Source organism: Simiduia sp. (assembly GCF_058345725.1).
The window spans coordinates 22,330-45,558 of the sequence record NZ_JBTUOC010000043.1 but is presented as its reverse complement, the minus strand read 5'-3'; the positions used below and the strand labels follow the sequence as shown (position 1 = coordinate 45,558).

General features: G+C 55.4%; 20 protein-coding genes. 8 read left to right on the top strand and 12 right to left on the bottom strand.

The features are described from left to right. The first annotated feature begins 13 nt into the window (after nucleotides 1-13). The 3 genes from ACW8F6_RS10570 to ACW8F6_RS10560 all read left to right on the top strand — a co-directional run bounded on the left by ACW8F6_RS10570 (nucleotide 14) and on the right by ACW8F6_RS10560 (nucleotide 2,599). Nucleotides 14-502, top strand: a complete 489-nt coding sequence (locus tag ACW8F6_RS10570; RefSeq protein ID WP_491575832.1) for an Lrp/AsnC ligand binding domain-containing protein — start codon at nucleotides 14-16, stop codon at nucleotides 500-502. A gap of 105 nt (nucleotides 503-607) precedes the next feature. Continuing rightward, a complete protein-coding gene (locus ACW8F6_RS10565; protein ID WP_491575831.1) occupies nucleotides 608-1,771 on the top strand; it encodes an acyl-CoA dehydrogenase family protein in 1,164 nt (387 codons plus the stop codon). 51 nt (nucleotides 1,772-1,822) lie between these two features. Further along, nucleotides 1,823-2,599, top strand: a complete 777-nt coding sequence (locus ACW8F6_RS10560) for an SDR family NAD(P)-dependent oxidoreductase (RefSeq protein ID WP_491575830.1) — start codon at nucleotides 1,823-1,825, stop codon at nucleotides 2,597-2,599. A 20-nt stretch (nucleotides 2,600-2,619) separates the two neighbouring features. Here ACW8F6_RS10560 and ACW8F6_RS10555 read toward each other — a convergent pair whose 3' ends face one another. The 3 genes from ACW8F6_RS10555 to ACW8F6_RS10545 form a co-directional block, all read right to left on the bottom strand. Beyond that, entirely contained in the window at nucleotides 2,620-5,001 is a 2,382-nt protein-coding gene (locus ACW8F6_RS10555; protein WP_491575829.1) for a putative bifunctional diguanylate cyclase/phosphodiesterase, read from the bottom strand. A gap of 67 nt (nucleotides 5,002-5,068) precedes the next feature. Further along, nucleotides 5,069-6,298, bottom strand: coding sequence for an MFS transporter (locus ACW8F6_RS10550; protein WP_491575828.1), 1,230 nt, complete (start codon nucleotides 6,296-6,298; stop codon nucleotides 5,069-5,071). 89 nt (nucleotides 6,299-6,387) lie between these two features. Next, on the bottom strand, nucleotides 6,388-7,695 hold the full coding sequence (locus ACW8F6_RS10545; protein ID WP_491575827.1) for a metal-dependent hydrolase family protein: 1,308 nt from the start codon (nucleotides 7,693-7,695) through the stop codon (nucleotides 6,388-6,390). A gap of 297 nt (nucleotides 7,696-7,992) precedes the next feature. Between ACW8F6_RS10545 and fabV the strand changes: the two genes are divergently transcribed. From fabV to ACW8F6_RS10520, 5 genes are all read left to right on the top strand, one after another. Next, nucleotides 7,993-9,183, top strand: coding sequence for an enoyl-ACP reductase FabV (fabV, locus tag ACW8F6_RS10540; RefSeq protein ID WP_491575826.1), 1,191 nt, complete (start codon nucleotides 7,993-7,995; stop codon nucleotides 9,181-9,183). Between the two features lie 130 nt (nucleotides 9,184-9,313). Next, nucleotides 9,314-10,228 (top strand): MBL fold metallo-hydrolase, encoded by a 915-nt coding sequence (locus ACW8F6_RS10535; protein ID WP_491575825.1) that lies wholly within the window; start codon nucleotides 9,314-9,316, stop codon nucleotides 10,226-10,228. 10 nt (nucleotides 10,229-10,238) lie between these two features. Continuing rightward, entirely contained in the window at nucleotides 10,239-11,282 is a 1,044-nt protein-coding gene (locus ACW8F6_RS10530) for an NADP(H)-dependent aldo-keto reductase (RefSeq protein ID WP_491575868.1), read from the top strand. 35 nt (nucleotides 11,283-11,317) lie between these two features. Beyond that, complete coding sequence (locus ACW8F6_RS10525) at nucleotides 11,318-11,815, top strand: outer membrane beta-barrel protein (RefSeq protein WP_491575824.1); 498 nt, start codon at nucleotides 11,318-11,320, stop codon at nucleotides 11,813-11,815. Nucleotides 11,816-11,833: 18 nt separating this feature from the next. Further along, a complete protein-coding gene (locus ACW8F6_RS10520; RefSeq protein ID WP_491575823.1) occupies nucleotides 11,834-12,430 on the top strand; it encodes a glutathione S-transferase family protein in 597 nt (198 codons plus the stop codon). Here the strand turns inward: ACW8F6_RS10520 and ACW8F6_RS10515 are convergent. The 9 genes from ACW8F6_RS10515 to ACW8F6_RS10475 all read right to left on the bottom strand — a co-directional run bounded on the left by ACW8F6_RS10515 (nucleotide 12,420) and on the right by ACW8F6_RS10475 (nucleotide 23,199). Next, on the bottom strand, nucleotides 12,420-13,325 hold the full coding sequence (locus ACW8F6_RS10515) for a patatin-like phospholipase family protein (RefSeq protein ID WP_491575822.1): 906 nt from the start codon (nucleotides 13,323-13,325) through the stop codon (nucleotides 12,420-12,422). The two genes, ACW8F6_RS10520 and ACW8F6_RS10515, sit on opposite strands and share 11 nt — an antisense overlap. After that, a complete protein-coding gene (locus tag ACW8F6_RS10510; protein WP_491575867.1) occupies nucleotides 13,322-16,456 on the bottom strand; it encodes an efflux RND transporter permease subunit in 3,135 nt (1,044 codons plus the stop codon). The genes ACW8F6_RS10515 and ACW8F6_RS10510 overlap by 4 nt, the downstream gene beginning before the upstream one ends. 3 nt (nucleotides 16,457-16,459) lie before the next feature. Beyond that, complete coding sequence (locus ACW8F6_RS10505; protein ID WP_491575821.1) at nucleotides 16,460-17,512, bottom strand: efflux RND transporter periplasmic adaptor subunit; 1,053 nt, start codon at nucleotides 17,510-17,512, stop codon at nucleotides 16,460-16,462. A 466-nt stretch (nucleotides 17,513-17,978) separates the two neighbouring features. Next, nucleotides 17,979-18,953: a hypothetical protein gene (locus tag ACW8F6_RS10500; RefSeq protein WP_491575820.1), complete on the bottom strand. Its 975-nt coding sequence runs from the start codon at nucleotides 18,951-18,953 to the stop codon at nucleotides 17,979-17,981. An 11-nt stretch (nucleotides 18,954-18,964) separates the two neighbouring features. Then, a complete protein-coding gene (locus ACW8F6_RS10495; protein ID WP_491575819.1) occupies nucleotides 18,965-19,300 on the bottom strand; it encodes a PadR family transcriptional regulator in 336 nt (111 codons plus the stop codon). Nucleotides 19,301-19,704: 404 nt separating this feature from the next. Beyond that, nucleotides 19,705-20,580 (bottom strand): GIN domain-containing protein, encoded by an 876-nt coding sequence (locus ACW8F6_RS10490; protein ID WP_491575818.1) that lies wholly within the window; start codon nucleotides 20,578-20,580, stop codon nucleotides 19,705-19,707. A gap of 11 nt (nucleotides 20,581-20,591) precedes the next feature. Further along, a complete protein-coding gene (locus ACW8F6_RS10485; RefSeq protein WP_491575817.1) occupies nucleotides 20,592-21,959 on the bottom strand; it encodes a hypothetical protein in 1,368 nt (455 codons plus the stop codon). Continuing rightward, nucleotides 21,956-22,828 carry an ABC transporter ATP-binding protein gene (locus tag ACW8F6_RS10480; protein WP_491575816.1) on the bottom strand — a complete coding sequence of 291 codons (873 nt, stop codon included), beginning with the start codon at nucleotides 22,826-22,828 and terminating at the stop codon, nucleotides 21,956-21,958. Before ACW8F6_RS10480 ends, ACW8F6_RS10485 begins: the two co-directional genes overlap by 4 nt. Further along, a complete protein-coding gene (locus ACW8F6_RS10475) occupies nucleotides 22,828-23,199 on the bottom strand; it encodes a GntR family transcriptional regulator (protein WP_491575815.1) in 372 nt (123 codons plus the stop codon). The genes ACW8F6_RS10480 and ACW8F6_RS10475 overlap by 1 nt, the downstream gene beginning before the upstream one ends. Between the last annotated feature and the right edge of the window lie 30 nt (nucleotides 23,200-23,229).

The following is a 23,229-nucleotide window of genomic DNA, read 5'->3' as shown; positions in this document are numbered from 1 at the left end:
AGAGTAAATAACTATGCCAAATAAGCCCGATAGCCCCCAAATTGACCGCACAGACCGGAAAATACTGGCGTTGTTGCAGGCCGACGGTCGCATGTCGAATGTGGAGTTGGCGCGGCAGGTGAATTTGAGCCCTACGCCTTGTCTGGAGCGGGTGCGGCGCTTGGAGCGCGACCGCTTTATCCGCCAATATGTGGCGCTCTTGGACGCCGACCGGCTCAATATGTCGCTGGTGGCCTATATTCAGGTAACGCTCAATAACACGGCCACCGAGCATTTGGATCGCTTTAACAAAGAGGCGTCACGGCTGCCGGAAGTGCAGGAGTGCCATATGGTGGCGGGTGGTTTTGACTATATGCTTAAGATTCGCGTCTCGGGTATGAATCACTACCGCAAATTTTTGGGCGAAAAATTTTCCAGTCTGCCGGGCGTCCGGGAAACCCACACCTACGTGGTGATTCAGGAAGTAAAGTCGGAAACAGCGATTCCTGTCCCAAAATCTTAATCAGCTAGTTAATTTGTGCGCGAAAAGCACTTTGCTTAATGTAATAGGCCGGATATTGCCCGGGAGCTGCGCTATCGTATCTGGCTAACCTTTGTGGAGATTGCCATGCATTTTGCACTGACTGAAGAGCAGCAAATGATTGCCGATACCGCGCGCGCCTTTGCCGAAAGCGAACTGGCGCCGGTGGCTGCGGTACTAGAGAGCAGTCCGGACGCCAGACCCCTACTGCTGGGGCATTTGAAGCGGTTGGCCGAACTTGGTTTTATGGGGCTGAATATCCGCGCCGAATATGGCGGCACCGAGGCGGGCGTCACGGCCTTCAGCTTGGCCATTACCGAGCTTGCCAAGGCCTGTGCATCTACGGCAGTCACCGTGTCGGTATCCAACATGGTGGCCGAGGTTATCCAGGCGGTGGGCAGCGACGCTCAAAAACTGCATTACTTGCCCAAACTGTGCGGCGGCGAGTATGCCGCTGGCGGCTTTTGTTTGACCGAAAGCGGCGCGGGTTCCGATCCCGCGGGCATGAAAACCCGTGCGGTCAAAGACGGCGACGACTACCTGCTGACCGGCTCAAAAATTTACATTACCAGTGCTGAGTACGCCGGCGTGTTTGTGGTGTGGGCAGTGACCGACCCCGGGGCGAAAAAGGGCAAGGGTATCAGTTGCTTTCTGGTGGATGCCGATACACCCGGCCTGACCATTGGCAAGGCCGAAGAAAAAATGGGCCAGAAAGCCTCGGCCACCAACGAAGTGCATTTTGACAACTGCCGCGTGCCCGCCAGCCAGATGCTGGGGCGCGAGAACGACGGCTTTCGCATCGCCGTTGCCGAGTTGGCAGGCGGGCGTATTGGCATAGGTTCGCTGGCACTGGGTATCGGTCAGGCGGCCATGGACTACGCCGCGCGCTACATAGCCGAGCGCGAGCAATTTAATCAGCCGCTGATACAGTTTCAGGGATTGCAGTGGATGCTGGCAGATAGGGCCACCGAACTCGAGGCCGCGCGCTTATTGGTGATGCAAGCGGCCTGGCTCAAGGAGCAGGGACAGCCGTTTGCCAAGGCGGCCTCTATGGCGAAACTCTTTGCCAGCGAAAAAGCCAACGACGCATGTTATACCGCGCTGCAATTGTTGGGCGGGGCCGGATACATTAAAGAGTATCCGCTCGAGCGCATGGCGCGCGACGTGCGCATTACCACTATTTACGAAGGCACCAGTGAAATTCAGCGCATAGTGATCGCGCGTGAATTGATTAAAGAGCTGGCGCTGTAAACACAACCTGGTGAATCAAGTTGTGAATCGACAATCTTGCGAGGAGTAAACATGGATATTAAAGGAAAAATTGCCCTGGTCACCGGCGGTGGATCGGGCTTGGGGCGGGCCACCTGCGAGCAGCTGGTAGGCGCCGGTGCCAAGGTATTTATTTTTGACATGAATGAAGCGGCTGCGGCAGAAACCGCTGCGCAACTGGGCGCGGAGCAGGCAGGCTTTGCCGCGGTAAACGTGGCAGATGAAGCGTCGGTGCAAACCGGGTTTGATGCGCTGAAAGCAAAGTTTGGCGCGCTCCACCTGTGCGTGAGCTGTGCGGGTATTGCTACCGCGGGAAAAATTCTAGACCGCGAAAACAATCCTTTGCCGCTGGCGGACTTCGCGAAAACCATTAACGTCAACTTAGTGGGCTCGTTTAATGTGGCGCGTATGGCGGCGGCGTTAATGGTGAAAAATAAACCAGATGGCGAGGCCCAGGAGCGTGGCCTGATCGTGAATACTGCGTCGGTGGCGGCCTTTGAAGGTCAATTGGGGCAGTGCGCTTACTCCGCCAGCAAGGGCGGCATTGTGGGTATGACATTGCCCATGGCGCGCGATCTGGCCAAGCAGGGTATACGGGTGAACGCCATTGCACCGGGCATTATGGGCACGCCTATGTTGTTGGCCATGCCAGAAAATGTGCAAAACGCACTGGTGGCCAATATTCAATTCCCCAAGCGCATGGGGCTACCCAAAGAATACGGAGATCTGGTGGTGCACTTGGCGTGCAACAGTTACATCAACGGTGAGACGATTCGGTTGGATGGCGCTATTCGCATGCAACCCCGCTAGTGAAGTGGCGGCGTGTGCGGTCAGCCCCGAATGGGCTGCGCCGTCGCACCGCGCTGGCTTTCCAACACAATCATCGCTTTGTGGGCTGGAATGGGTTTGCTGAACAGATAGCCCTGGGCCAGGTCGCAATGGTTGGCCTGTAAAAAGGCCAGCTGTTCGGGGGTCTCCACACCTTCGGCCACCACCTGGAAGCCCAATTGGCGGGCCAGGAATATAATTACCGCCGAAATGTGCATGTCGCTTTCGTCGTAGGGAATGTCTTTAATAAATTCCCGGTCGATTTTCAGGGTGTCGACAGGCAGATTTTTCAAGTAACTGAGCGACGAATAGCCCGTGCCAAAATCGTCGATTGCCACACTCACTCCTAACGCCTTCACCTTCTCAATGGTGCGCAGCGCCAGCGTGATGTTGTCCATTAACAGGGTTTCAGTGATTTCCAATTCCAGTTGACCGGGGCGCACGCCGTAGCGGTTGATAGTCTGCTGCAAGAATGGCAGAAATTCCGCGCTGGAAAAATGATCGCTGGCCACGTTGACGGAAATCTTGATGTCCGGATAAAGGCTTTGCCAGGTTTTTAACTGGCGACAGCTGGATTCGAGCATCCACTTGTCGAGCTGCGTCTGCAGGCCCAGGTCGGCCATGATTGGCACGAACTCAACGGGATTCAATATGCCGCGATCGGGGTGATCCCAGCGGCATAAGGCCTCGAAGCCTTTGATGGTGCTGGCCATATTTACCTTGGATTGCAGGTACAGGCGAAACTCTTTTTGCTCCAGCGCGCGATGCAGCTCCGCTTCTAATGAGACCTTGCTGCGCGAAATGGATTTAAACTCCGGTGTAAACTGCAAATAGCTGTTGCCGCCTTTTTGCTTCACGCGGTACATGGCAATTTCGGCATTGCGCAAGAGCTCCACGGCAGCCACCCCGTGCTCTAATTGGGATACCCCGATGCTGGCGGTAATCATTAGCTTTTGTTGCTTGATAATCATTGGCTGGCGGATCATTTCGCTGATCTTATTGATCCGGATTTTCACGTCGGCCGGGTTCATGCTGGTGATCAGCACGCCGAATATATTGCCCGACAAGCGCGCGCAAAAGTCTTTACCGCCCACCGCAGCCCGAATACGATCGGCCACCTTGGCCAGCAGCTGATCGCCACTTTGGTGCCCCAGAGAGTCGTTAATGCGCTGAAATTTGTCCACATCGATGACCAGCACCGTGGACTTTTGGACATCGACGCCCGAATCCAACAGCTGTTCTATTTCGTACACAAAGAGGTTGCGGTTGGGCAGGTTGGTGAGCGGGTCGTACAGTGCCAGTCGTTCCATTTCGCGGTTGCGATGATCGGCAGAGCGGGCCGACGCCTCCAGCTGAAAGGTAAGTTCGGCGGCGACATCGGCGAGCAGGTCGAGTTCATCCAGGGTAGATTTTGGTTTTTTTGGCAACCGCTGGCGGGCAAGTTCAAACTGCTGCTCCGCCAGCAGGTGAAAGGTTTTGGTGTGCTTACTCAGGCGGAACAACTGCTGGCGGCTGATCAACCAGTTCAAGCAAAGCAGCGCAACCAGCGCGCAGCCGGCGATGATGGCTTGCAGTGTCAATAGGTCCAGGCGTTGGTTCAATGCCGCCTGCTCGTCGCTGACCAGTAGCCAATTGAGATTTTTTGTGCCGGCCAGCGGCAGAAGTTTGTAGTGATAGCGCGCAAGTCCCCAGCCCAGCGGCTGTTGCCGCAATTGTTGGCGCAGTTTTTGGGGCGTGTCGAAACTGGCCAGCTCGTCCTCGGCGGTGACATTCCAGGCGTTTAGCCATTGATCCTGGGCATTGGTTTCCACCAGCAACACATGGTGCGATTGGTGGTTGGCAAAGGTTTCTATCAGGCTTTGCAGCTGCACTTCGCCCACCAGCAGCCGGGTGGGTTGACCGGGCAGGCGCAATGGCAGGCCAATGTACTGAGCGCACTGCTGCTCGCAGGCCAATTGGTTGTCCGGTGAGTCGCTGCGGTAGAGTGCGTTAATCCAGTCGGCATCTATGAGGGCGGGCCAGGTGCCGGTGTGCTTGATCAGTGGCTCGCCGGTGCGCTCATAAACCTGCAGGTTGCTGAACTTACCGGCAGCGTGTAGCAGACTCCAGTCGTGCATCAGGTTTTGCACGATATCGTGTCTGTTGTCCATGGGCAGGTGCTGCGCCCATTCCTGCAAGAGGTGCACGCGGTTGTGGAATTCTTTATCCAGGACGCGGTTGAGCTGCTGGGCCAGCGTCAGCTTGCTTTGAGTCAGGCCGGCCTCGCGCAGTTTATTTTGTTCCTGCCAATGAAAATAAAGTAGCACAATCATAGAGAGCACGATTAACGTACCCAAGAGCAATTGCGCTTTAATCGCCAGGCTAAACAGCCGGGGTTTGGCCATACATCAACCCTTGTAAAGAATGGCCACGAGTATACAGCAAGGGCCCCAATTCAAAAGGGCTTGATGCTCATATTCCTTGGGTTTGCGGCGGGCGAAATTTAAACCACAGCCACAGACCTGACAGCAAAAACAGAAAGCTGGCGCACCAAATTACCCAGCGCCCCCCGAGCAGTGCCAGCAATGCCCCCACCAGCGCCATGATGACGTTGGCTAGGCAAAAATTCGTGGTCAGTAAACCCATGATGCGGCCCTGGCCGTAGTGACCGTACTCGGCCGACATAAAGGCGGGAAAGATCCCGTTTTCCAGGGCAATGGTTGCACCCATTAAGGTGAATACCAGTATGCAGGCCCAGGCGTTGAGCCAGGGCAGTAGCCCTGTGAGCAGCCCCAGTGCCAGCACGCAAAATAAAATCATCTGCCGTTCGCTGGCCAGTCGACTGAGACGCGCCACAAAAAAGGCGCTGGTGACGATCATGGTCAACGACAAGCTGACCGAGAGCCAGGCAATTTCTTGAGGCCCGTGGCCAAAGGCCTCAACCAACCACAGGGGGAAATATTCGTAGAAGGTGTTGAGCGCCAGGGAAAACAACAGATGAAAAATAATCAATGGCCGTATGCTGGCGTCTTTGAGCAGCCCCAGGGAATTACTGGCGCGCAGGGTTTGCCAGAACCGCGTTGTGTGTGCGGGTAGGGCATCGCGCGCAAGGCCCAAATTCACCACGACCAAACACACCAACACGGTGGCTGCGGCGACCATAAAACTGACCTCTACACCGAAGGGCATTAAATAACCGCCGGCAATGGGGCCCACCAGCCAGCCGGCATAAGTAGCGGCAAAAACCAGTGACAGGCTGCGTTTGCGGTCAATGGCAGGGTGCAGGTCGACGGCGATGGCGCGAGCGATGGCGATATTGCCTTCGCACAACCCAGTGAGCAGGCGCATCGCCGCGAACCCTAGGTAGGATTCTGCAACCAGTGCCCACACGGTGCCCAAGTAGCTGAGCGCCGCGATGGCCAGCGTGGTATTCAACAGGCGTTTGCGCCCGTACAAATCGGACAGAGCGCCAATGACAGAGCCGCCCAGCAGCAGGCCGAGAGGGTAGAGCGCCAGTATGATTCCGAGCAGCACTTTCGGGTGCAGACCGGCGTATTGGGTTAGGGCGGGGCTACTGGTGGGGTCCAGAAAGTAAGGCGCGAGTATGGGGTAGGGCAATGCGATGCCCACGGTGCCAATGAACGATACCAGCATGACGGCGGCGAGCGCCGCCCGGGGGTTAGTGATCAAGGTGTGGGACATCGACAAACCTGCAGATCGCGCGGAAAATTCCCGGCCGCGCTAACGGGAGCACAGTGCGCGATGTGCGCGCGCGGATGGCTCTGGTGGTGTTAAGGGTGTACGGGCTGGCCGTCGCGCTTGTAGATCTTGCCGGCCTTCATCACAAAGTCTACGGCTTGCATGCGGCTGATATCGCTTAAGGGGTCGCCTTTTACCGCGACGATGTCCGCCCACTTGCCCGCGCTGATAGAGCCTGCCACATCGCTAATGCCGAGCAGTTGCGCGGCAGACCAGGTGGCCGACTGGATGGCCTCGAGGGCCGGCATGCCGGCGTCTACCATGTGCACGAACTCCTGCGCATTGTCACCGTGTGGAAAAACACCGGCGTCGGTGCCAAAGGCGATCTTCACGCCGGCCTGGTAGGCGGCGGCAAAAGTGCCCTGAATTTTTGGTCCAATAGCGGCGGCTTTAGGCACCACAATGGCGGGAAAATAGCCATCGATGGCGGCTTTTTCCTGCACAAATTTGCCGGCGCTAATAGTGGGTACAAACCAGGTGTCGTGCTTTTTCATTAGCCGCATGGTGTCCTTATCCATATAAGTGCCGTGCTCTATGGAATCTACTCCTGCGCGGATGGCGCGCTGCATGCCTTCAACACCGTGGGCGTGCACCGCCACAGTCATGCCATAATCTTTGGCTGTTTTAACAATAGCCTCCACTTCATCGGCGAAGAATTGCGGATTCTGGCCGCTTTTCGCAACACTCAAGACGCCGCCAGTGGCGGTGATTTTGATCAGGTCGCTGCCTTCTTTGTAGCGTTGACGCACGGCGGCGCGGGCATCGGCCACGCCGTTAATCACACCCTCTTTAGGGCCTGGGTGGCCCATGGTGGCCTGGCTGTGGCCATTCGTGGGATCGGCGTGTCCACCCGTGGTGGCGATGGATTTGCCGGCTGTGTAAATACGCGGCCCGACCACCAGCCCTTGATTGATGGCGTTGCGCAGCGAAATGCTGACTTGGTAGTTGTCGCCCAAATTGCGCACGGTGGTAAATCCGGCGAGCAGAGTTTTTTGCGCATAGCCCACCGAGCGATAGGCGTAATCGGCGGCGTTAAGTTGAAACCGCTCGGCGTAGGCCTTGGGATTCATCTCGTGATCCAAATGGGTATGCATATCCATCAGACCGGGCATCACTGTGTGCTGGCTCAGATCGATCACCTCGTCGACGCCGGCCTGCCCTGGTTCAAAGCCCTCCGTCACACCGGCAATTTCGCCGTCGTGGATGCGCAGGGTTTGATTTTTCAGCACTTTGCCATTGCGGGTGTCGATCAGTTGACCTGCGTGAATAAGGGTATCGGCCAGAGTGCCGGCACAGGTGGCAATCAGCGCAAGCGCTAGTAAAAAAGGAGCTTTGGTCATCTTGAAATCCTGTGGCGTAGTGATTTATCCGTGCGCGCATCGGTACCTCGAGGGCCACATGCTAACGCACATCGGCCGACTTGCGCACCTGTGCGTCAGGATGGCTCTGCCGATTGGACGAGCCCCTCGGCTGTGGTCTCAAGGTCAATCCTGCAGAATGCTCGAAAATTGAACACCGGTGAGTAGTGAAAAAACCTGTTTTATGGCCGGTTGGTCATTATAATAGCTGCCTGAATTTGTGCCCTGCCTAAGGGCCGCTGTGTTAAATGCCAATTTGGGCTAGACAGGAAATAAGCCATGATCATAAAACCAAAGGTGCGTGGGTTCATCTGTACCAACGCTCACCCACAGGGCTGTGCAGCCCATGTCCGCGAGCAAATTGACTTTATCAAAGCTCAGGGGCCTATCGCGCAGGGGCCAAAAAACGTATTGGTCATAGGTTGCTCCACGGGCTACGGCCTGGCTTCGCGCATTACCGCGGCTTTTGGCAGTCAAGCCAAAACTGTGGGTGTGGCCTTTGAAAAGGAACCCACCGACCGCAAAACCGGTTCTGCTGGTTTTTACAACACCGCCGCCTTTCACGCTGCTGCCGAAGCGGAAGGTTTATTTGCCGCCAGCATTAATGGCGATGCATTCAGCAATGAAATCAAAGCGCAAACTCTTGACTTGGTAAAAGCGCATTTGGGCAAGGTTGATCTGGTGGTTTACTCACTGGCGTCACCGCGTCGTACTGACCCAAAAACCGGCGTGATGCACGCCTCTGTGTTAAAACCCATCGGACAGGGCTATACCGCGAAAAATCTTAACACCGACACGCTGAAAATTTCCGACATTACTGTCGAGCCCGCCAGTGAGGAGGAGATTGCCAACACTGTTAAAGTGATGGGCGGTGAAGATTGGGAACTCTGGATTGACGCACTCAAACAAGCGGACCTGTTGGCCGACAATTGCCGCACCGTCGCCTATACCTACCTGGGTGAAAAGCTGACCTGGCCCATCTACGGTCACGCCACTATCGGCAAAGCCAAAGAGGATTTGGATCGCGCTTCAACGGCAATCAATCAGCAGTTGGCAGACGTGGGTGGTAAAGCCAATGTCTCGGTGTTAAAAGCGCTGGTGACCCAGTCTTCCTCGGCCATTCCCATTATGCCGCTGTATATCTCACTGGTGTACAAGGTTATGAAAGAGGAAGGCACGCACGAAGGCTGTATCGAGCAACTCTATCGCTTGTTTACCGAGGGCCTGTATACCGATCAGCCGCGGCTGGACGATCACAACCGCTTGCGTATGGATAATCTGGAGTTAAAGCCAGACACCCAGGCAAAAATTGAGGCGCTGTGGCCAAAGGTGACGGAAGAAAATTTGTTTGAGATTACCGACTACAAAGGCTACAACGACGACTTCTTGAAGTTGTTTGGTTTTGGCTTGGCGGGTGTTGACTACGAAGCAGATGTCGATCCGGTAGTGCCTTCGCCCTTCCAGAACTAATGCGCTGAAACTATTGTAGCATTTATTGAAGGCGACCTTGGGTCGCCTTTTTTGTCGTTGGCACAGGCCCTTTAGGCCGCCAGCCACAGCGCGTAAACTGTGCGTTTCTCCATCGGGAATTTACGAGTCAATGGCCGCTCTATCGCAACACCTACTGGAATACCCGCTGTCGCACGAAGAAGCCGTTACTTTGGCTCCGGGCGTGCGACGGCTGGTGTGTAATAACCCCGGTATGATGACGGGCCCTGGCACCAATACCTATATTTTGGGCGAGCGCGAGCTGGCGGTCATTGATCCCGGCCCGCTCGATGAAGTGCATTTGGCACGCCTGTGCGCCCTGGGGTCCATTCGCTGGGTGTTGGTAACACACACCCACCGCGATCACTCGCCGGCGGCGCAGGTGCTCGCCTCGCGCACCGGTGCGCGGCTATTGGGCGCGCCCGGCCCCGACGACGGCCATCAGGACACCAGCCTGCAACCCGACGAGTGTCTGGTCGATGGCTTGACGCTGGCGACGGATGAATTCACGTTAACCGCGCTGCACACCCCTGGACATGTGAACAACCACTTCTGCTTTTTACACGCGGCAACGGGTATCTTGTTTACCGGCGACCATCTCATGCAGGGCGCAACCGTGGTGATCATCCCACCCAGCGGTGATATGCAGGCCTATATTCGCAGTGTCGAGCGCTTGGCGGCGCAGCCGGTCCAGTGTCTGGCGCCCGGGCACGGGCACCTGCTGGGCGATGTGCAAAACTATTTGTCGGCGCTGATCGCACACCGTCTGGGCCGCGAAGCTAAAGTTCGTCGGGCACTGCATCGGCATGCGCGCGCGCAAACCATGGCCGAGCTCACTGCGAAGGCCTATGACGATGTGGATGCATCGCTGCACGAGTGGGCCATCTATTCGCTTTGGGCACACCTGGTAAAGTTGGAGCGCGAAGGCAGTGCGCGTTTGTGCACGCCCACACCCGATGCGCTGCCCGAATGGCAGTGGCAGCCGGTGTCGGGTACCACTGAAAATTCGATAAGGACAGGAGAATGAATCCGTGACAATTCGCTATAAAACCTTAGGCAGCTCGAATCTAACAGTGAGCCACCTGTGCCTTGGCACTATGACCTTTGGCGAACAAAACACCGAGCAAGAGGCCTTTGAACAGTTGGATTACGCGCTGTCGCGGGGCATTAATTTCATCGATACGGCCGAGCTGTATCCAGTGCCGCCCAGGCCAGATACCCAGGGCAGTACCGAAACCATTGTGGGTAATTGGCTGGCCGCCCGAGGCAATCGCAAGGATGTTGTGTTGGCAACGAAGGTGACTGGCCGAGGCGATGCCAATTCGGGTGTCAGTCATATTCGTCAAGGGCCAAGGCTTACTGGCGACCACATTCGCAGTGCCGTAGAGGCATCGCTGACGCGCCTGCAAACCGATTATATCGATCTCTATCAAGTGCATTGGCCCGAGCGGCGCACCAACTTTTTTGGCCAGTTCGGCTATCGCCACTCGGAGGATGACGGCGTCGCCATCGAAGATACGCTGGCGGCACTGCAAGAGTTGGTGGAGTGGGGCATGGTGCGCCATATCGGTATTTCCAACGAAACGCCCTGGGGTGTTTATGAGTATCTTCGGTTGGCGCGCGAGCGGGACATGCCGCGTATTGTGTCTATCCAGAACCCCTACAATTTGCTGAATCGTAGTTTTGAGTCGGGGCTGGCGGAAATGGCTATCCGCGAAAAGGTGGATTTATTGGCCTACTCGCCCCTGGCCTTTGGCGTGTTAACGGGTAAATACTTACAGGGTGCGCAGCCGGCCGGCGCGCGGCTGACGCTGTTTGAGCGCTTTGTGCGCTATGCCAACCCGCAGGCAGTGGCCGCCACCCAAGCCTACAGCGAGTTGGCGCGCGAACACGGCCTGTCGCTTACACAGATGGCGCTGGCCTTTGTGAATCAGCAGCACTGCCTGGGTAGCAATATCATTGGCGCCACCAGCTTGGCGCAATTGAAAGAAAATATCGACAGCTGCAACTTGGTTTTGAGCGAGACGGTGCTGGCGGGCATTGAAGCGATTCATAAGCGCTATACTGTGCCTGCACCCTAAAACATCACTTACTCACTTGGTAACAGGATTCTGTCATGTTGAAAACAATCGGTGTTATGTCACTCTTGCTTGCCCCCTTCAGTTGCGCACTGGCGGAAACAGCCAGCACGGCGAAGGGTGGTCTGTATTTGGGGATGAAAGCGATCTATAACGACCTGGCACCCGAGGGTTCCGATAACGCCGGCGGCCTGGGATTAATCGTTGCCGATCACTACGATAACGGTTTCGGTGTGGAGGCGGAGGTGAGTCGCAGCAACGCCGACATTCACCTACTGGATTTAAATGAAGACTATACCTTAGACACCGCTGGCCTCTATGCGGTTTACCGATCACCCGGTGCGTTTTACGTGAAAGCGCGTGCGGGATTGTTGTGGAAGCGGCTCTCAGTAGGCCGCGAATCGACCGATAAAACGGCCTTTGGCGGTGGTCTGGGCGGTGGCTATGATTTTGGTCGAGTGCTGTTGGAAGGCGAGTACACCTACGTCGACCAAGATATCGCCCAGTTCAGTTTTTCTGTAATCGGAAAATTTTAAGTTTTTAAGGTGCGCTAGATGATTGTGTACGGCGATAAAAGGTCAGGCAATTGTTACAAGGTGCAGCTGGTTCTGGCAATGCTACAGCGGCAGTACCGCTGGGAATCTGTCGACATTTTACGTGGCGATACTCAACAGCCAGATTTTTTGCAGAAAAACCCCAACGGAAAAATTCCTTTACTAGTGTTGGATGATGGGCGCTGTCTGTGGGAATCCAATGCGATTATCAATTATTTGGCCAACGGCACACCGCTGCTTCCCTCTGAGCCCTTTGCACTAGCCAAAGTACTGCAGTGGCAATTTTTTGAACAATACAGCCACGAGCCGTTTATTGCGGTGGCGCGTTTTATTCAAAAATACCTGGGGCTACCGGCTGAGCGCCGCGCTGAGTACGAGGCTAAGCAGGTGGGCGGTCACAAAGCGTTGCAGGTGATGGAGCAACAGCTGGCGCTCACGCCCTTCTTAGTGGGCGAGCATTTGACCACGGCCGATATCGCGCTCTACGGCTATACGCCCGTGGCTCACGAAGGCGGCTTTGAACTGAGTCGCTACCCACACATCCAAGCCTGGATTCAGCGGGTGGCCGATCAGCCGGGATTTGTGGCTATGGGGTAGTGTCGCCCATGTGGCGGTCGGCGAGTTGGTAGCCCTGTTCTATCATTTGGCTGGCGCAGTCAAAGTCCATTGTGCCGCAGGCATTGCGCGGCAAGGTTAGTTCGATATCGGGAGGATAGGCCGCCAGCATCTGGCGGGCGATAGTGGCTTGCATGGCGTCAAAGGCTTGATCGGCGATGGCGTGGGCGCTCCATCCGGGCGCCTGTGTTTTGTCGGCGGGCAGCCAGTTGTCGGTTAATCGATCAATAAACTGTTGAATTTTTGGATGCAACAATGAATTTTCGTCGCTGGGTTTATCTGAGTCGGGCAATCGTTTGATCGGCGCTTGTCGCTCGGGCATGCCGCCCAGATTAACAGCCACCGTCAAGTCAGAGTGATCCCCGAAAGTGGGGGCAATGGGGACCGGATTTAAAACGCCGCCATCCACAAGGGTTTTGCCTTTGAGGGAATAGGGCGTAAAAAACAGCGGCAGCGAAATGGAGGCGCGAATGGCATCAAAGAGCGGTCCTTTCTGAATCCACACCTCTTTTTCAGTTGATAAATTGGCGGCAACGGCAGTGTATTTAATGGGCAGGTCTTCAATGTTGTGATGACCTACCTTTTCAATCAGCGCATTGATAATTTTGTCGCCCTTTAGCAGGCCGCTGCGCTGCCAGGAAAAATCCATCAAACGCACAATGTCCAAGCGATTGAGTGCCGTAATCCACTTTTCAAATTCGGCTAATTTTCCGCAGGCATAGATGCCGCCCACCAATGCCCCGATACTGCAGCCGCTGACAGAAACGATATTGTAATTATTGGCTTCCAGCCATTTGATGACGCCGATATGTGCCATGCCTCGGGCGCCACCGCTGCCCAGCACCAGCGAAACACTTTTACTTGCATTGTCGGTCATGATGCGACATTGCTCTGTGATTTGTGGGTGTGCACGGATTCAGCCAGAGCGTCGTCCAGGGCGTGCGCGCGCGCGCCCGGTGTGGATGCCCTGTGTGCAATCAGATTGTAGGCCGCCGGCACCACAAACAAGGTAAATACCGTGGCCGCCAAGACGCCGTAGAAGAGTGTCACGCCAATCATGGTACGCGTTTCAGCACCGGCGCCGAAGGACAGAATCAGCGGCACGGCACCCGCCATGGTGGTAATGCTGGTCATGATTATGGGACGTAGGCGAATGGCCGCCGCCGTGCGGATGGCCTGGCCTATATCCTGGCCGCCGGCGCGCAATTGATTGGCAAACTCCACGATGAGAATGCCGTTTTTCGCGGCCAGACCGATAAGCATCAGCAGGGCAATCTGGCTGTAGATATTGAGTGAGTTGCCCGTGGACCAAAGGCCAAACAAGCCGCCGGCCATGGCCAGGGGAACCGTCAGCATGATGATCATGGGGTGAATAAAACTTTCAAATTGCGCAGCCAAAACCAAAAACACCACCACCAGGCCGAGTGCAAAAATAAACACAATGGATTGACCGCTGGATTGGTAATCCAGCGAGTCGCCTTTGTAATCGACCTGCGCGTACTCGGGCAGTTGCTCGGCCACCAGTTGATCTAGATAGTCGAGCGCTTGGCCCAGCGAAATACCGTCCACATTGGCCTCCAGGGTGATGGCGCGAATGCGGTTATAGCGGTTGAGTGTGCCGGCGTCGGCAAAGGCCTCCAGCGTCACGAGGTTGGCCAGTGGAATCAATTGTTGGCTGCGCTGGGAGCGCACGTAAATGTTTTCCAGATCGGTCAGGCTGCGCTTATCGGCGCGCTCGCCCTCGATGATGACATCGTATTCTTCACCATCTTCGATAAAGGTGGTCACTCGGCGCGAGCCCAGCAGGCTTTCCAGTGTCGTGCCAATGGCGCTCACGGTGACGCCCAGCTCGGCGGCGCGATCGTAGTGGATGTTCACCTTAAACTGGGGCTTGGTTTCCTTGTAGTCCCAGTCGATGTCGGTGAGCCCGGGATTGTGCTCGGCAAGGTGCGCGTTAATCTGGTCGCGCCAGGCGGCCAGTTCGCCATAGGTGGCGCCGCCCAAGACAAATTGCACGGGTTTGTTGGTCCCGCCGCGAATGCCCTGGCGCATGACCGGGAAGGCGCGCACGCCGGGCAGGTCGCTTAGCTTGGCGCGCAACTCGTTCATAATGTCCCAGGCCGAGCGCCGTTCGCTCCAATCGCTAAGCGTCAGAATGACCACCCCGCCGGAAAAGTCTGTGAGATTACCAAAACTGCGCGGCGCCCTAACCAGCACGCGCTGTGCTTCGCCCGAGCTGAGCAAATATTGCAGACGTTGCTCAATTTCATTCATGTAATCTACGGTATGGGCGTAGCTGGCGCCCTCGGGTCCGCTTACCACCACAAAAAACGAACCGCGATCTTCCTTGGGTACGTATTCGTGCGGGATACTCTGTTGGATCAGTCCGGCAAAGACCAGCAACAGTAAGGCGGCTATGCCCACCAGCCAAGGCCGACGTAGACTGCCGTCCAACACTGTTTGATAGCCGGTGCGCAAGCGCGCAAACAGGTTGTCCATGGTTTGAACCAGGGCTGATGGGGCCGCGTTTTTCTTCAGTAGTTGCGCCGCCATTACCGGCGACAGAGTCAATGCCACAAAGCTTGAAAAAATCACCGCCGCCGACAAGGTCAAGGCAAATTCGGTGAATAGCTGGCCTAAGTCTCCTTCCAAAAAGGTGATGGGCACAAACACGGCGACGAGTAACAGCGTGGTGGCAATGACCGCGAACCCCACTTGGCGGGTACCCTTAAATGCGGCCAGCAGCGGGTTTTCGTGTTTTTCTTCGATGCGTCGGTGAATGTTTTCAAGTACCACAATGGAGTCATCCACCACCAGACCAATGGCCAGCACGAGTGCCAGCAGTGTTAGCAAATTGATGGTGAAGCCAAAGGCGAACAGCATAATGGCGGTGGCAATCAAGGACACTGGCACGGTAACTGCGGGAATCAGCATGGCGCGCAGGCTGCCCAGAAACAGGTAGATTACCAACACCACCAGGCCGATGGCGATAAACAGTGTTTTATACACTTCGTTGATGGAGGCTTCGATAAACACCGAGGAGTCGTAACTGGGCTTAATGGCCATGCCCTCTGGCAGGGTGGGGTTGATACGCTCCATGGCATCGCGGGCATTGCGGGCCACGTCGATAGTGTTGGCGGTACTTTGCTTGGAAATTCCCAGCCCCACCATGGGCTCGCCATTGCCGCGAAACAAGGTGCGGCTTTCGACGGTGCCCAGTTCCACGCGTGCTACGTCCGCCAGCCTGACCAAATAGCCGCTGTCACCCTGGCGCAGTACCAGCTTTTGGAAGTCTACGGCGCTGCGGAAACTGCGCTCCACACGCACGGTAAATTGCCGCTCCAGGGATTCTACCGAACCCGCGGGCAGCTCGACGTTTTCAGAACGCAGTGCCGCCTCCACGTCGTTGACCGTTAAGTTGTGGGCTGCCAGAGCCTGGCGATTGAGCCAGATGCGCAGTGCAAAACTCTGGGCACCGCCAATGCGCACTCGCGCCACGCCTGGCAGTACGCTAAAGCGATCCACCAGATAGCGCTCGGCATAGTCGGTGAGCTCTGGCAGGGTCATTTTCGTACTCACCAAATTCAGCCAGATAATGGGTGAGTCGTCGGCGTCTTCTTTCTGGATATCGGGCGCGTCTGCCTCGCGGGGCAGGCTGTCGCGCACGCGCGATACCCGGTCGCGGATGTCGTTGGCGGCGGCATCGATGTCGCGCGAAATATCAAATTCCACCGTCACCCGCGAGCGGCCATCTTCACTGGAGGATTGAATGTACTTGATGCCCTCCACGCCGGAGATGCGGTCTTCAATCACTTTGGTAATCCGGGTTTCCACTACCGTGGCGCTGGCGCCTGGGTAACTGGTGTCGATGGATACCACCGGTGGGTCTATGTCTGGGTATTCGCGCAGGGGTAGGCGATCGAATGCCACCAAGCCAAAGGCCACCAGCAGCAATGAAAATACGGTGGCCAATACCGGCCTGCGAATGGAAATTTCTGACAGCAACAGGGTTTATTGCCCCGCTGCTTTGTCGAGCAGGCTCGGCAGGCGCTCGCCATAGGCTTGCTCCGCCAGCACTTTCACCTCTGAGCCGTGGCGAATTTTAACGGTGCCGTGGGTGACCACCAGATCGCCGGGTGCGAGGCCCGATAGTATTTCCACCTGCCCCGGTATGCGGCTGCCCACGGTGACTTCTACCTGTTCCACTAGGGCGGGGTTGTGTTGGCTGTCGACGCGCAAAACGGAGTGTTTGCGGCCTTCGGGAATTAGCGCTTCCTCGGCGATTACCAGTGCTTGGCGGGGGTTTTTCTGCAGCGCCACACTCATCAATAGGCCGGGGCGCAGACGGTGGTCGGGGTTGTCGAGCAGCGCTCGCACGCGCACGGAGCGGGTGATGGGGTCTACCCGAGAGTCGATGCTGGCAATTTCTCCCTCAAAGACTGAGTCGTTCAGCGCTTTCGCCTGGGCGCTAACGGCCAAGCCTGGTTTCAAAAATGGTAGGTAAGTAGAGGGCACGGAAAAGTCTAGCTTCATGACCGAATCGTCGTCGAGTGTAGTGATAACTTCGCCGGCAGCGAGCAGGGTACCCACACTCACATTGCGCAGACCCAGTACACCGGAAAAGGGGGCGACGATTTGCAGTTCCTGCATGCGCGCATCCAACGCGTCCAAACGCGATTGGGCCGCCTGAAAGGTGCGACGTTGTTCGTCTAATTGTGACTGGGGTGCAAGTCCGTCCTGCGCCAGTTTTTGCACCCGTTCGAATTGCCGGCTGGCCTCGTCTACCACCAGAAAAAGTTCTTGGCGCTGGGCTTTTTCTTCCAGGTTGTTGAGCTCGACCAAGAGCTCGCCCGCCTTAACCCGCTGACCGTCTTGAAAGTGTATCCGGGTTATACGGTCGGTTACGCTGGCGGTGAGTACCACCGACTCGTTTGCGCGCAATGTGCCCAAGGCCTCAACTCTGTCTGAAAAATCGGTGAGCTGAACCTGCTGTACATATACCCCTGTGGGGGCGGCAGCGGTATTGAAAGAGACAATAATCAAGGCAAGTGCGAGCAAGCGCATGGAGAACTCCAAAGGCATAGCCGTTTTAGTCAGTAAATAGTGTGTTCGGTACTACAGCTCGACAGATAATCCGCCGGACGCGCTAAAAGCAAGGTAAACCTAGCTGATGCATCGGGCACACGCAGTAAAAAGGTGTGCTCATTAGCGTGATCTACTCAGGCGCCGGTTAATGGGATCGGGCTGTGGCCAGTGGCTTTTCGTACTTTAGCGTTAGTACGTATGTACCTTGAACTGTACGACATCTTGACATCAGGTGCACTAGCGGGTGTGACAGAGTGCCGATATATCTGCGTAAAGAAATGCAAATGTGAGGTGTCTGACCGGGTTGGGATAAAAAATCTGTGAACTTTATGTCTGCCTAGTGCTCAAAGAAACATGAATGCTTACTGGCCTTCATATCTCTCCCCAATGTTATGCTTGTTGTGCCGCTCATAGAGCGGCATTTTTTTTACCTGTCAGATAGATTCTAGTGATCTGCTGAGACTGATCCGCGCAACAGCCGCAGGCGCCGGCCATCGCGCACCAATTCGTACACGGTGACCAAGCCAATGACCACAAAAATACTGGTCAGTGCCTGATTAAGAAAATGGGTAATGCGCTCGCCTTCAATACCGTTGCTGACCAGCTGTGGCAGGTCGTTATTTGGCACGGCGAGCAGTAGACCAATGACGGCCAACCACGCGATATTGAGTGCGAGATTCGCCGTGATGCTGATGCTATTCCAGTAGGGATGCAAACAGTGGTAGAGATGTAAAAATGCGTGCATGAGCAGCAAGCTACCGATCACTGGGGTTAACAGACTGATTAATTGCAGCGCGGCGGCGCTGGGATAGTGCAGTGTAAAGGTTTCCAGTGCGGGAAAACCGCCAAACACCATGCCCGCTACGATTAAATAAACCACAAAGTTGAATGCACTTTCCCCACGCGAGCGCTGGCTCCAATGTGGCCGGATGGGGGGCAATTGGCGCGGATGCCAGCGCTCTGTGCCGACCACTTGCTGCAGCGGTGTTTCGGCCAAATAAAATACAATAGTTACCGCGGCGAAAAACCAAACAAAGTGCTCGAGAGTATTAATGGCGACAAACAGCAGTATGTTGAGCGGTCGCACCGCGTCGTGTGAAATGGCGTGCAGTAGTGCATAGGCACTAAATACGCCCGCTAACACCCAACCTATGTAGCGCAAGACCAGCTTGTAGGTCTCCAAAAGCGGCTGGGCAATGAGTGCCTGGCGCGGGTGAAATTTGCTGGCGTAGTGCATGGGGGGGCCAAATGCGCACAAAAGCGCTTCTATTTCTTCGTCTGTGGCGGGGCGACCGGTGTTGGCCTCCAGCGCGTCCAGTTGATCGTGTAGTTGGGCGCTTAGCTCATCGCTCAAATCATCGCGTTGATCGGAGGGGAAATAGGCGCGCGCGGCCTCTACATAGCGTTGAATCCAATTCATAGGGTGTGCTCCTAGGTGGCGTTGCGTATCAGTTCCAGCGCCGCAGACAGGCGCTGCCACTCTTGATCGAGTTGCGGTAACAAGTGTTTCCCGAGTGGTGACAATTGGTAAAAACGGCGTTTACGGCCCGAGGCTTCGCGCCACTCACTGGTTAGCAGGGCGTCTTTTTCCAGCCGTCGAACCAGCGGGTAGAGGGTGCCTTCATCTACGTCTAAGCCGTGTTCTGCGAGATAGCGGCGCAGCGAGTAGGCGTAGTGCTCCCGGCGAAACGCCAGTAATACCGCTAGCGAGAGCGAGCCGCGCCGCAGCTCTTGCGTCATTTTGTGAAGCAGGGCCTCGGTTTCCATTGATTTCCCTGTGGGATGGCAAAATACTGTGCGTTACACAGTAAATACTATGTGTTGCACAGTATGTATGTCAAGGCCGTCGGAGCCGCTGACAACAGGGGAGTGTCGCTTGGGCGCACAGAGCGCAATACGTAGCCCGGGCAGTGGGCGGCAGGCGAAGCGCTTGGGGTGGAAAATTAATTGAAAAAAGAAGGAACTAGTTGGCCGCCTGTGTATCAAAGAAGCATATGGACAGCCATGGTGTGTTTTTCATATGTCTCCTCATTGATATTTGCTTAGCCGCGCCCTGAAAGCGCGGCTTTTTTATGCCAGAAACAATGGATTTGATAAAAATATAAAAGCGATTGGCATAAAGAATCCGAGTGCAGCTGACACTCGGATCTGAAGCGTTTTCCGACGAAGACTTAGTAATAGATGCGCGCTTGGTAGCCGCTGTGGGCGTGCTTTATTCGGTTGCCGCTGGTATTCACCTTGGGTTGGCCATAGTAATTTATCTGGCCCTGGCCTTCGGTGTGGGCGTTTAGATTTTGCTTTACGCTTACGGTCATTTGGGCTTGGTCGGCAATGTGCAGCGCCGCCTGCTCGGCGCGCAGACGGACGGCGGTACATTGACCACTGCCCGTCATGTGCCAATCCAGGCTACTCGCCTTACCGGCAAGCAGGCATTGAATGGCACCATTGAGACGCCCGTTTAATTGATCGACGCTAATGCCGCGCGCATCCAGTTGGCCGCTACCACTAAAGGCCAGGTGGAGCTCATTGCCTTGCACACGGTCCGTGTTTAGTGTCAGGTGACCATTGGCGGTGAGTGTTAAGCTGTCGGTCTGCAGTCGTTTGATGTCGAGCGAGCCGATGCCGTTAAACGTAATGGCTACAGTCGGCTGGGATAGCTGTTGCACCCGAGCGGCAAAATGGCCGTTCAGCGTCAGCGACTTGGGTTCAGCCAGCGTGAGCTGATAGTGCATGTCTTGCGGACCGATGGCGCCGCCCAGCAGTTGCTGGAACCATTGTTTAGTTTGATACCAGGTCGAACTGGTGCGCGTATCGGTAATCACCAGTGTGTCGTCGTGCAGGGCCATGTGTAGGTGCGATCGGAACTCGTCGCCCGCGGTAACCTGCAATTGATTGACGGGCCCTTGGGTCAGCTCGACGCTACCGTAGGCGTCGAGTTGTACTTGCGAGACGGTGTCGAGCGCGTAGGTGTGGCGAACTTCTTCAGTTGCAGACACCGACGTGGCCAGAGCGGAAATTGTCAAAAGCAAAGCCGTTGCAATTTTCACGATCGCATCCTTTAGATTTCGTAGCGATGGTTACGCAACCAAATGGCGGCGTAGGTGATACCGGCGGCTACAGCTAAGCCCATCCACAAGCCGGGCGTCGTCAAAAACTCGCCCAAGGGACTCACACCGGTTTCGCTAAAGCGGATATAGCCGCTATAGCCGTTGTCGTCCACTGCGATACCTGGAATGCGTGCACTGATTACGCCCAGCAGTAATTGGCTATCGAAGGCAATCTCTTCTGCCAGTACCAACACCGCTGGCGGTAGCAGGGCCAGCATGAAGGGGGAGCGTTTGGCCGCTGCGGAGCAAAAAGCCAGCCAGGCAAAAAACGGCAAGCTCCACAGGGCGACGCCCATGGCGGTGAACCAATGACCCAGTGCAATGCTGAACAAGTTCACACCAGCAAGGATTTCCCAGGGCGTTGTGCTGGCGGCGTAACCGGCAACATACAGCAGCGTCAGTATGACGAAGACAAAGCCCACAGCCAATGCACACAGTGTGGCAATCGTTGGCAGTGCCACCAGCGCGACTGCCAATTTGGTGAGTACCTGTTGCGTTTCGGAGACCGGCATGGACTTCCAGAACAATATGCTGTTGTCTTTGCGGTCTGTGTACAGGCAAGACAGAAGATAGTAGATACTCACCAACAACATCAAACCAGAGAAAAGCGCGAAAAAGCCCGTCAGCACGTCGTTGACGCTGTCGATATTGTCATCGGTAAAGCCTAATCCCTCGGACTTTTCAATCACCGTAACAGTTTCGGGGAAGCGGCGAATGTCGCTCGCCTTGGGGACCTCGGGTGCCTGTGCGCTCAGCTCGGGTGCCGCAGGCGCAGGGGGTGCCTTGGGGGCTGGCGGTGCGACTGGCATGTCCGTTGTAGCGCCGTCTGCGAGTAGTGCATCAATGCGTGCTATTTCTTCATCGATGCGCGCTAACTCGCGATCCAATTGGCGACGCACCTCTGTGCGAACCTTGCTGTGATCGATGCGGACGTCTGAGCGCTTAATGGTTATATCGATACCCTGGCGATCCAGTTCGCGCTGCGCCTTGTCCAGCTCTTTGTTGATATCCACGTTAAATTCTTCAGTGAAGCGCTGCTCCACCTCTGCGCGGGCTTGTTGAATATCCGCGCGCGCTTCCTGCAGGGCCTCGCGCTTGTGGATAAGGTGTTCGCCGTGGCTGTAGTGACTTGAGTTGCTCGCTCCGCCGATACGTAAATTATCGTCATCTAAGTGGTAATCGATCAGGCCGCTGGCATAGAGTCCAAGGGCGCCAATCATGCATAGGGCAATCAGGGCTGCACAAATGATAGGCAGGCGTGTGAAGGTGCCCCGGTATTCCCAGAACTCGCGCTTGACGGGTGTAATTAGCTGCTTCATTGGGTGTGCCCCCAAACAAGATTCGGTTGAATTTTTGCGACAAAAAGATCGGTAATGCTGGGGGTGTGTAAGCTGCCCAGAGGTTCCAGCTGCGCTCGCTCAACGCCGTCAAAAATCGCTGAGAAGCCGCCCAGGCGCGGGCTGATATGTATAGGCTCTAAAGCTGCGGCTTCGGTTTGTTGCTGTTTATTGAGATGCACCTCAACAAATCGACCAGGAATATCTTCCATGGCGATATTGAGCGCCAGTTGCCCCTCGTTGATAAACACCAAATCGGTCAAGATGGCTTCTATTTCTTCCACTTGATGAGTGGTGATGAGAATGGTTTTTTCCTCATCGAAGTAATCGTTTAACAACGAAGTGTAAAACTGCTTGCGGTATAAAATGTCTAATCCCAAGGTGGGCTCATCCAACACTAGCAATTTACTTTCAATGGCCATGATCAACGATAAATGTAATTGCGTAATCATGCCCTTGGATAAACTGCTGATTTTTGAGCGGGGGTTAATTTTTGTTTTCGCTAAAAAGGCTTCAGCTTTTGGGCGATTAAACTTTGGATGCACACTGTCGGCATAGTCAATGGCTTCAGACACCTTAAGCCAGCGCGGCAAGATCGCCGTATCGGCAATAAAGCTGACCTGCTCTAGCAGTTCTTTACGCTGTTTAACGGGGTTCATGCCCAAGACATTTAACTCGCCTTCCACTTCGGCTAAACCTAATATACCTTTGAGAGCCGTAGTTTTGCCGGCGCCATTGGGGCCAATCAGCCCAACTATGCGGCCCGGTGCTATGTCAAAACTAACCTGGTTCAGTGCTTGGTGATTGCCGTAGCGCTTGGAGAGGCCGCGGGCTTGAATGATCGGTTCCATCAGTTGTTTTCCTCGGCCTGCGTGATGCGCTCTATCAGCTCTTCCTTGCTGATGCCCAGCTGCATGATGCGTTGTAATAGTTGTGGAAATTCCACGCTCAGAAATTTCTCTTTTTCGGCTTTCAAAATGTTCTCTCTTGCACCTTCGATAACAAACATGCCCAATCCCCTTCTTTTTTCTACCAGACCTTCGTCCACTAATTCTTGATAGGCTTTGGACACGGTCAAATGATTTATTTGATACTCTGCGGAAACCGCGCGTACGGAAGGGATAGCTTCGCCTTCGTTATAGGCGCCTTCCATTATCAGGCCTACCATGCGGTCTCTTAGTTGCCGGTAGATAGGCTGATCATCATTCCACTGCTGTTGCATAATACGTACCTTGTGTGGAGGGCTTAGTTG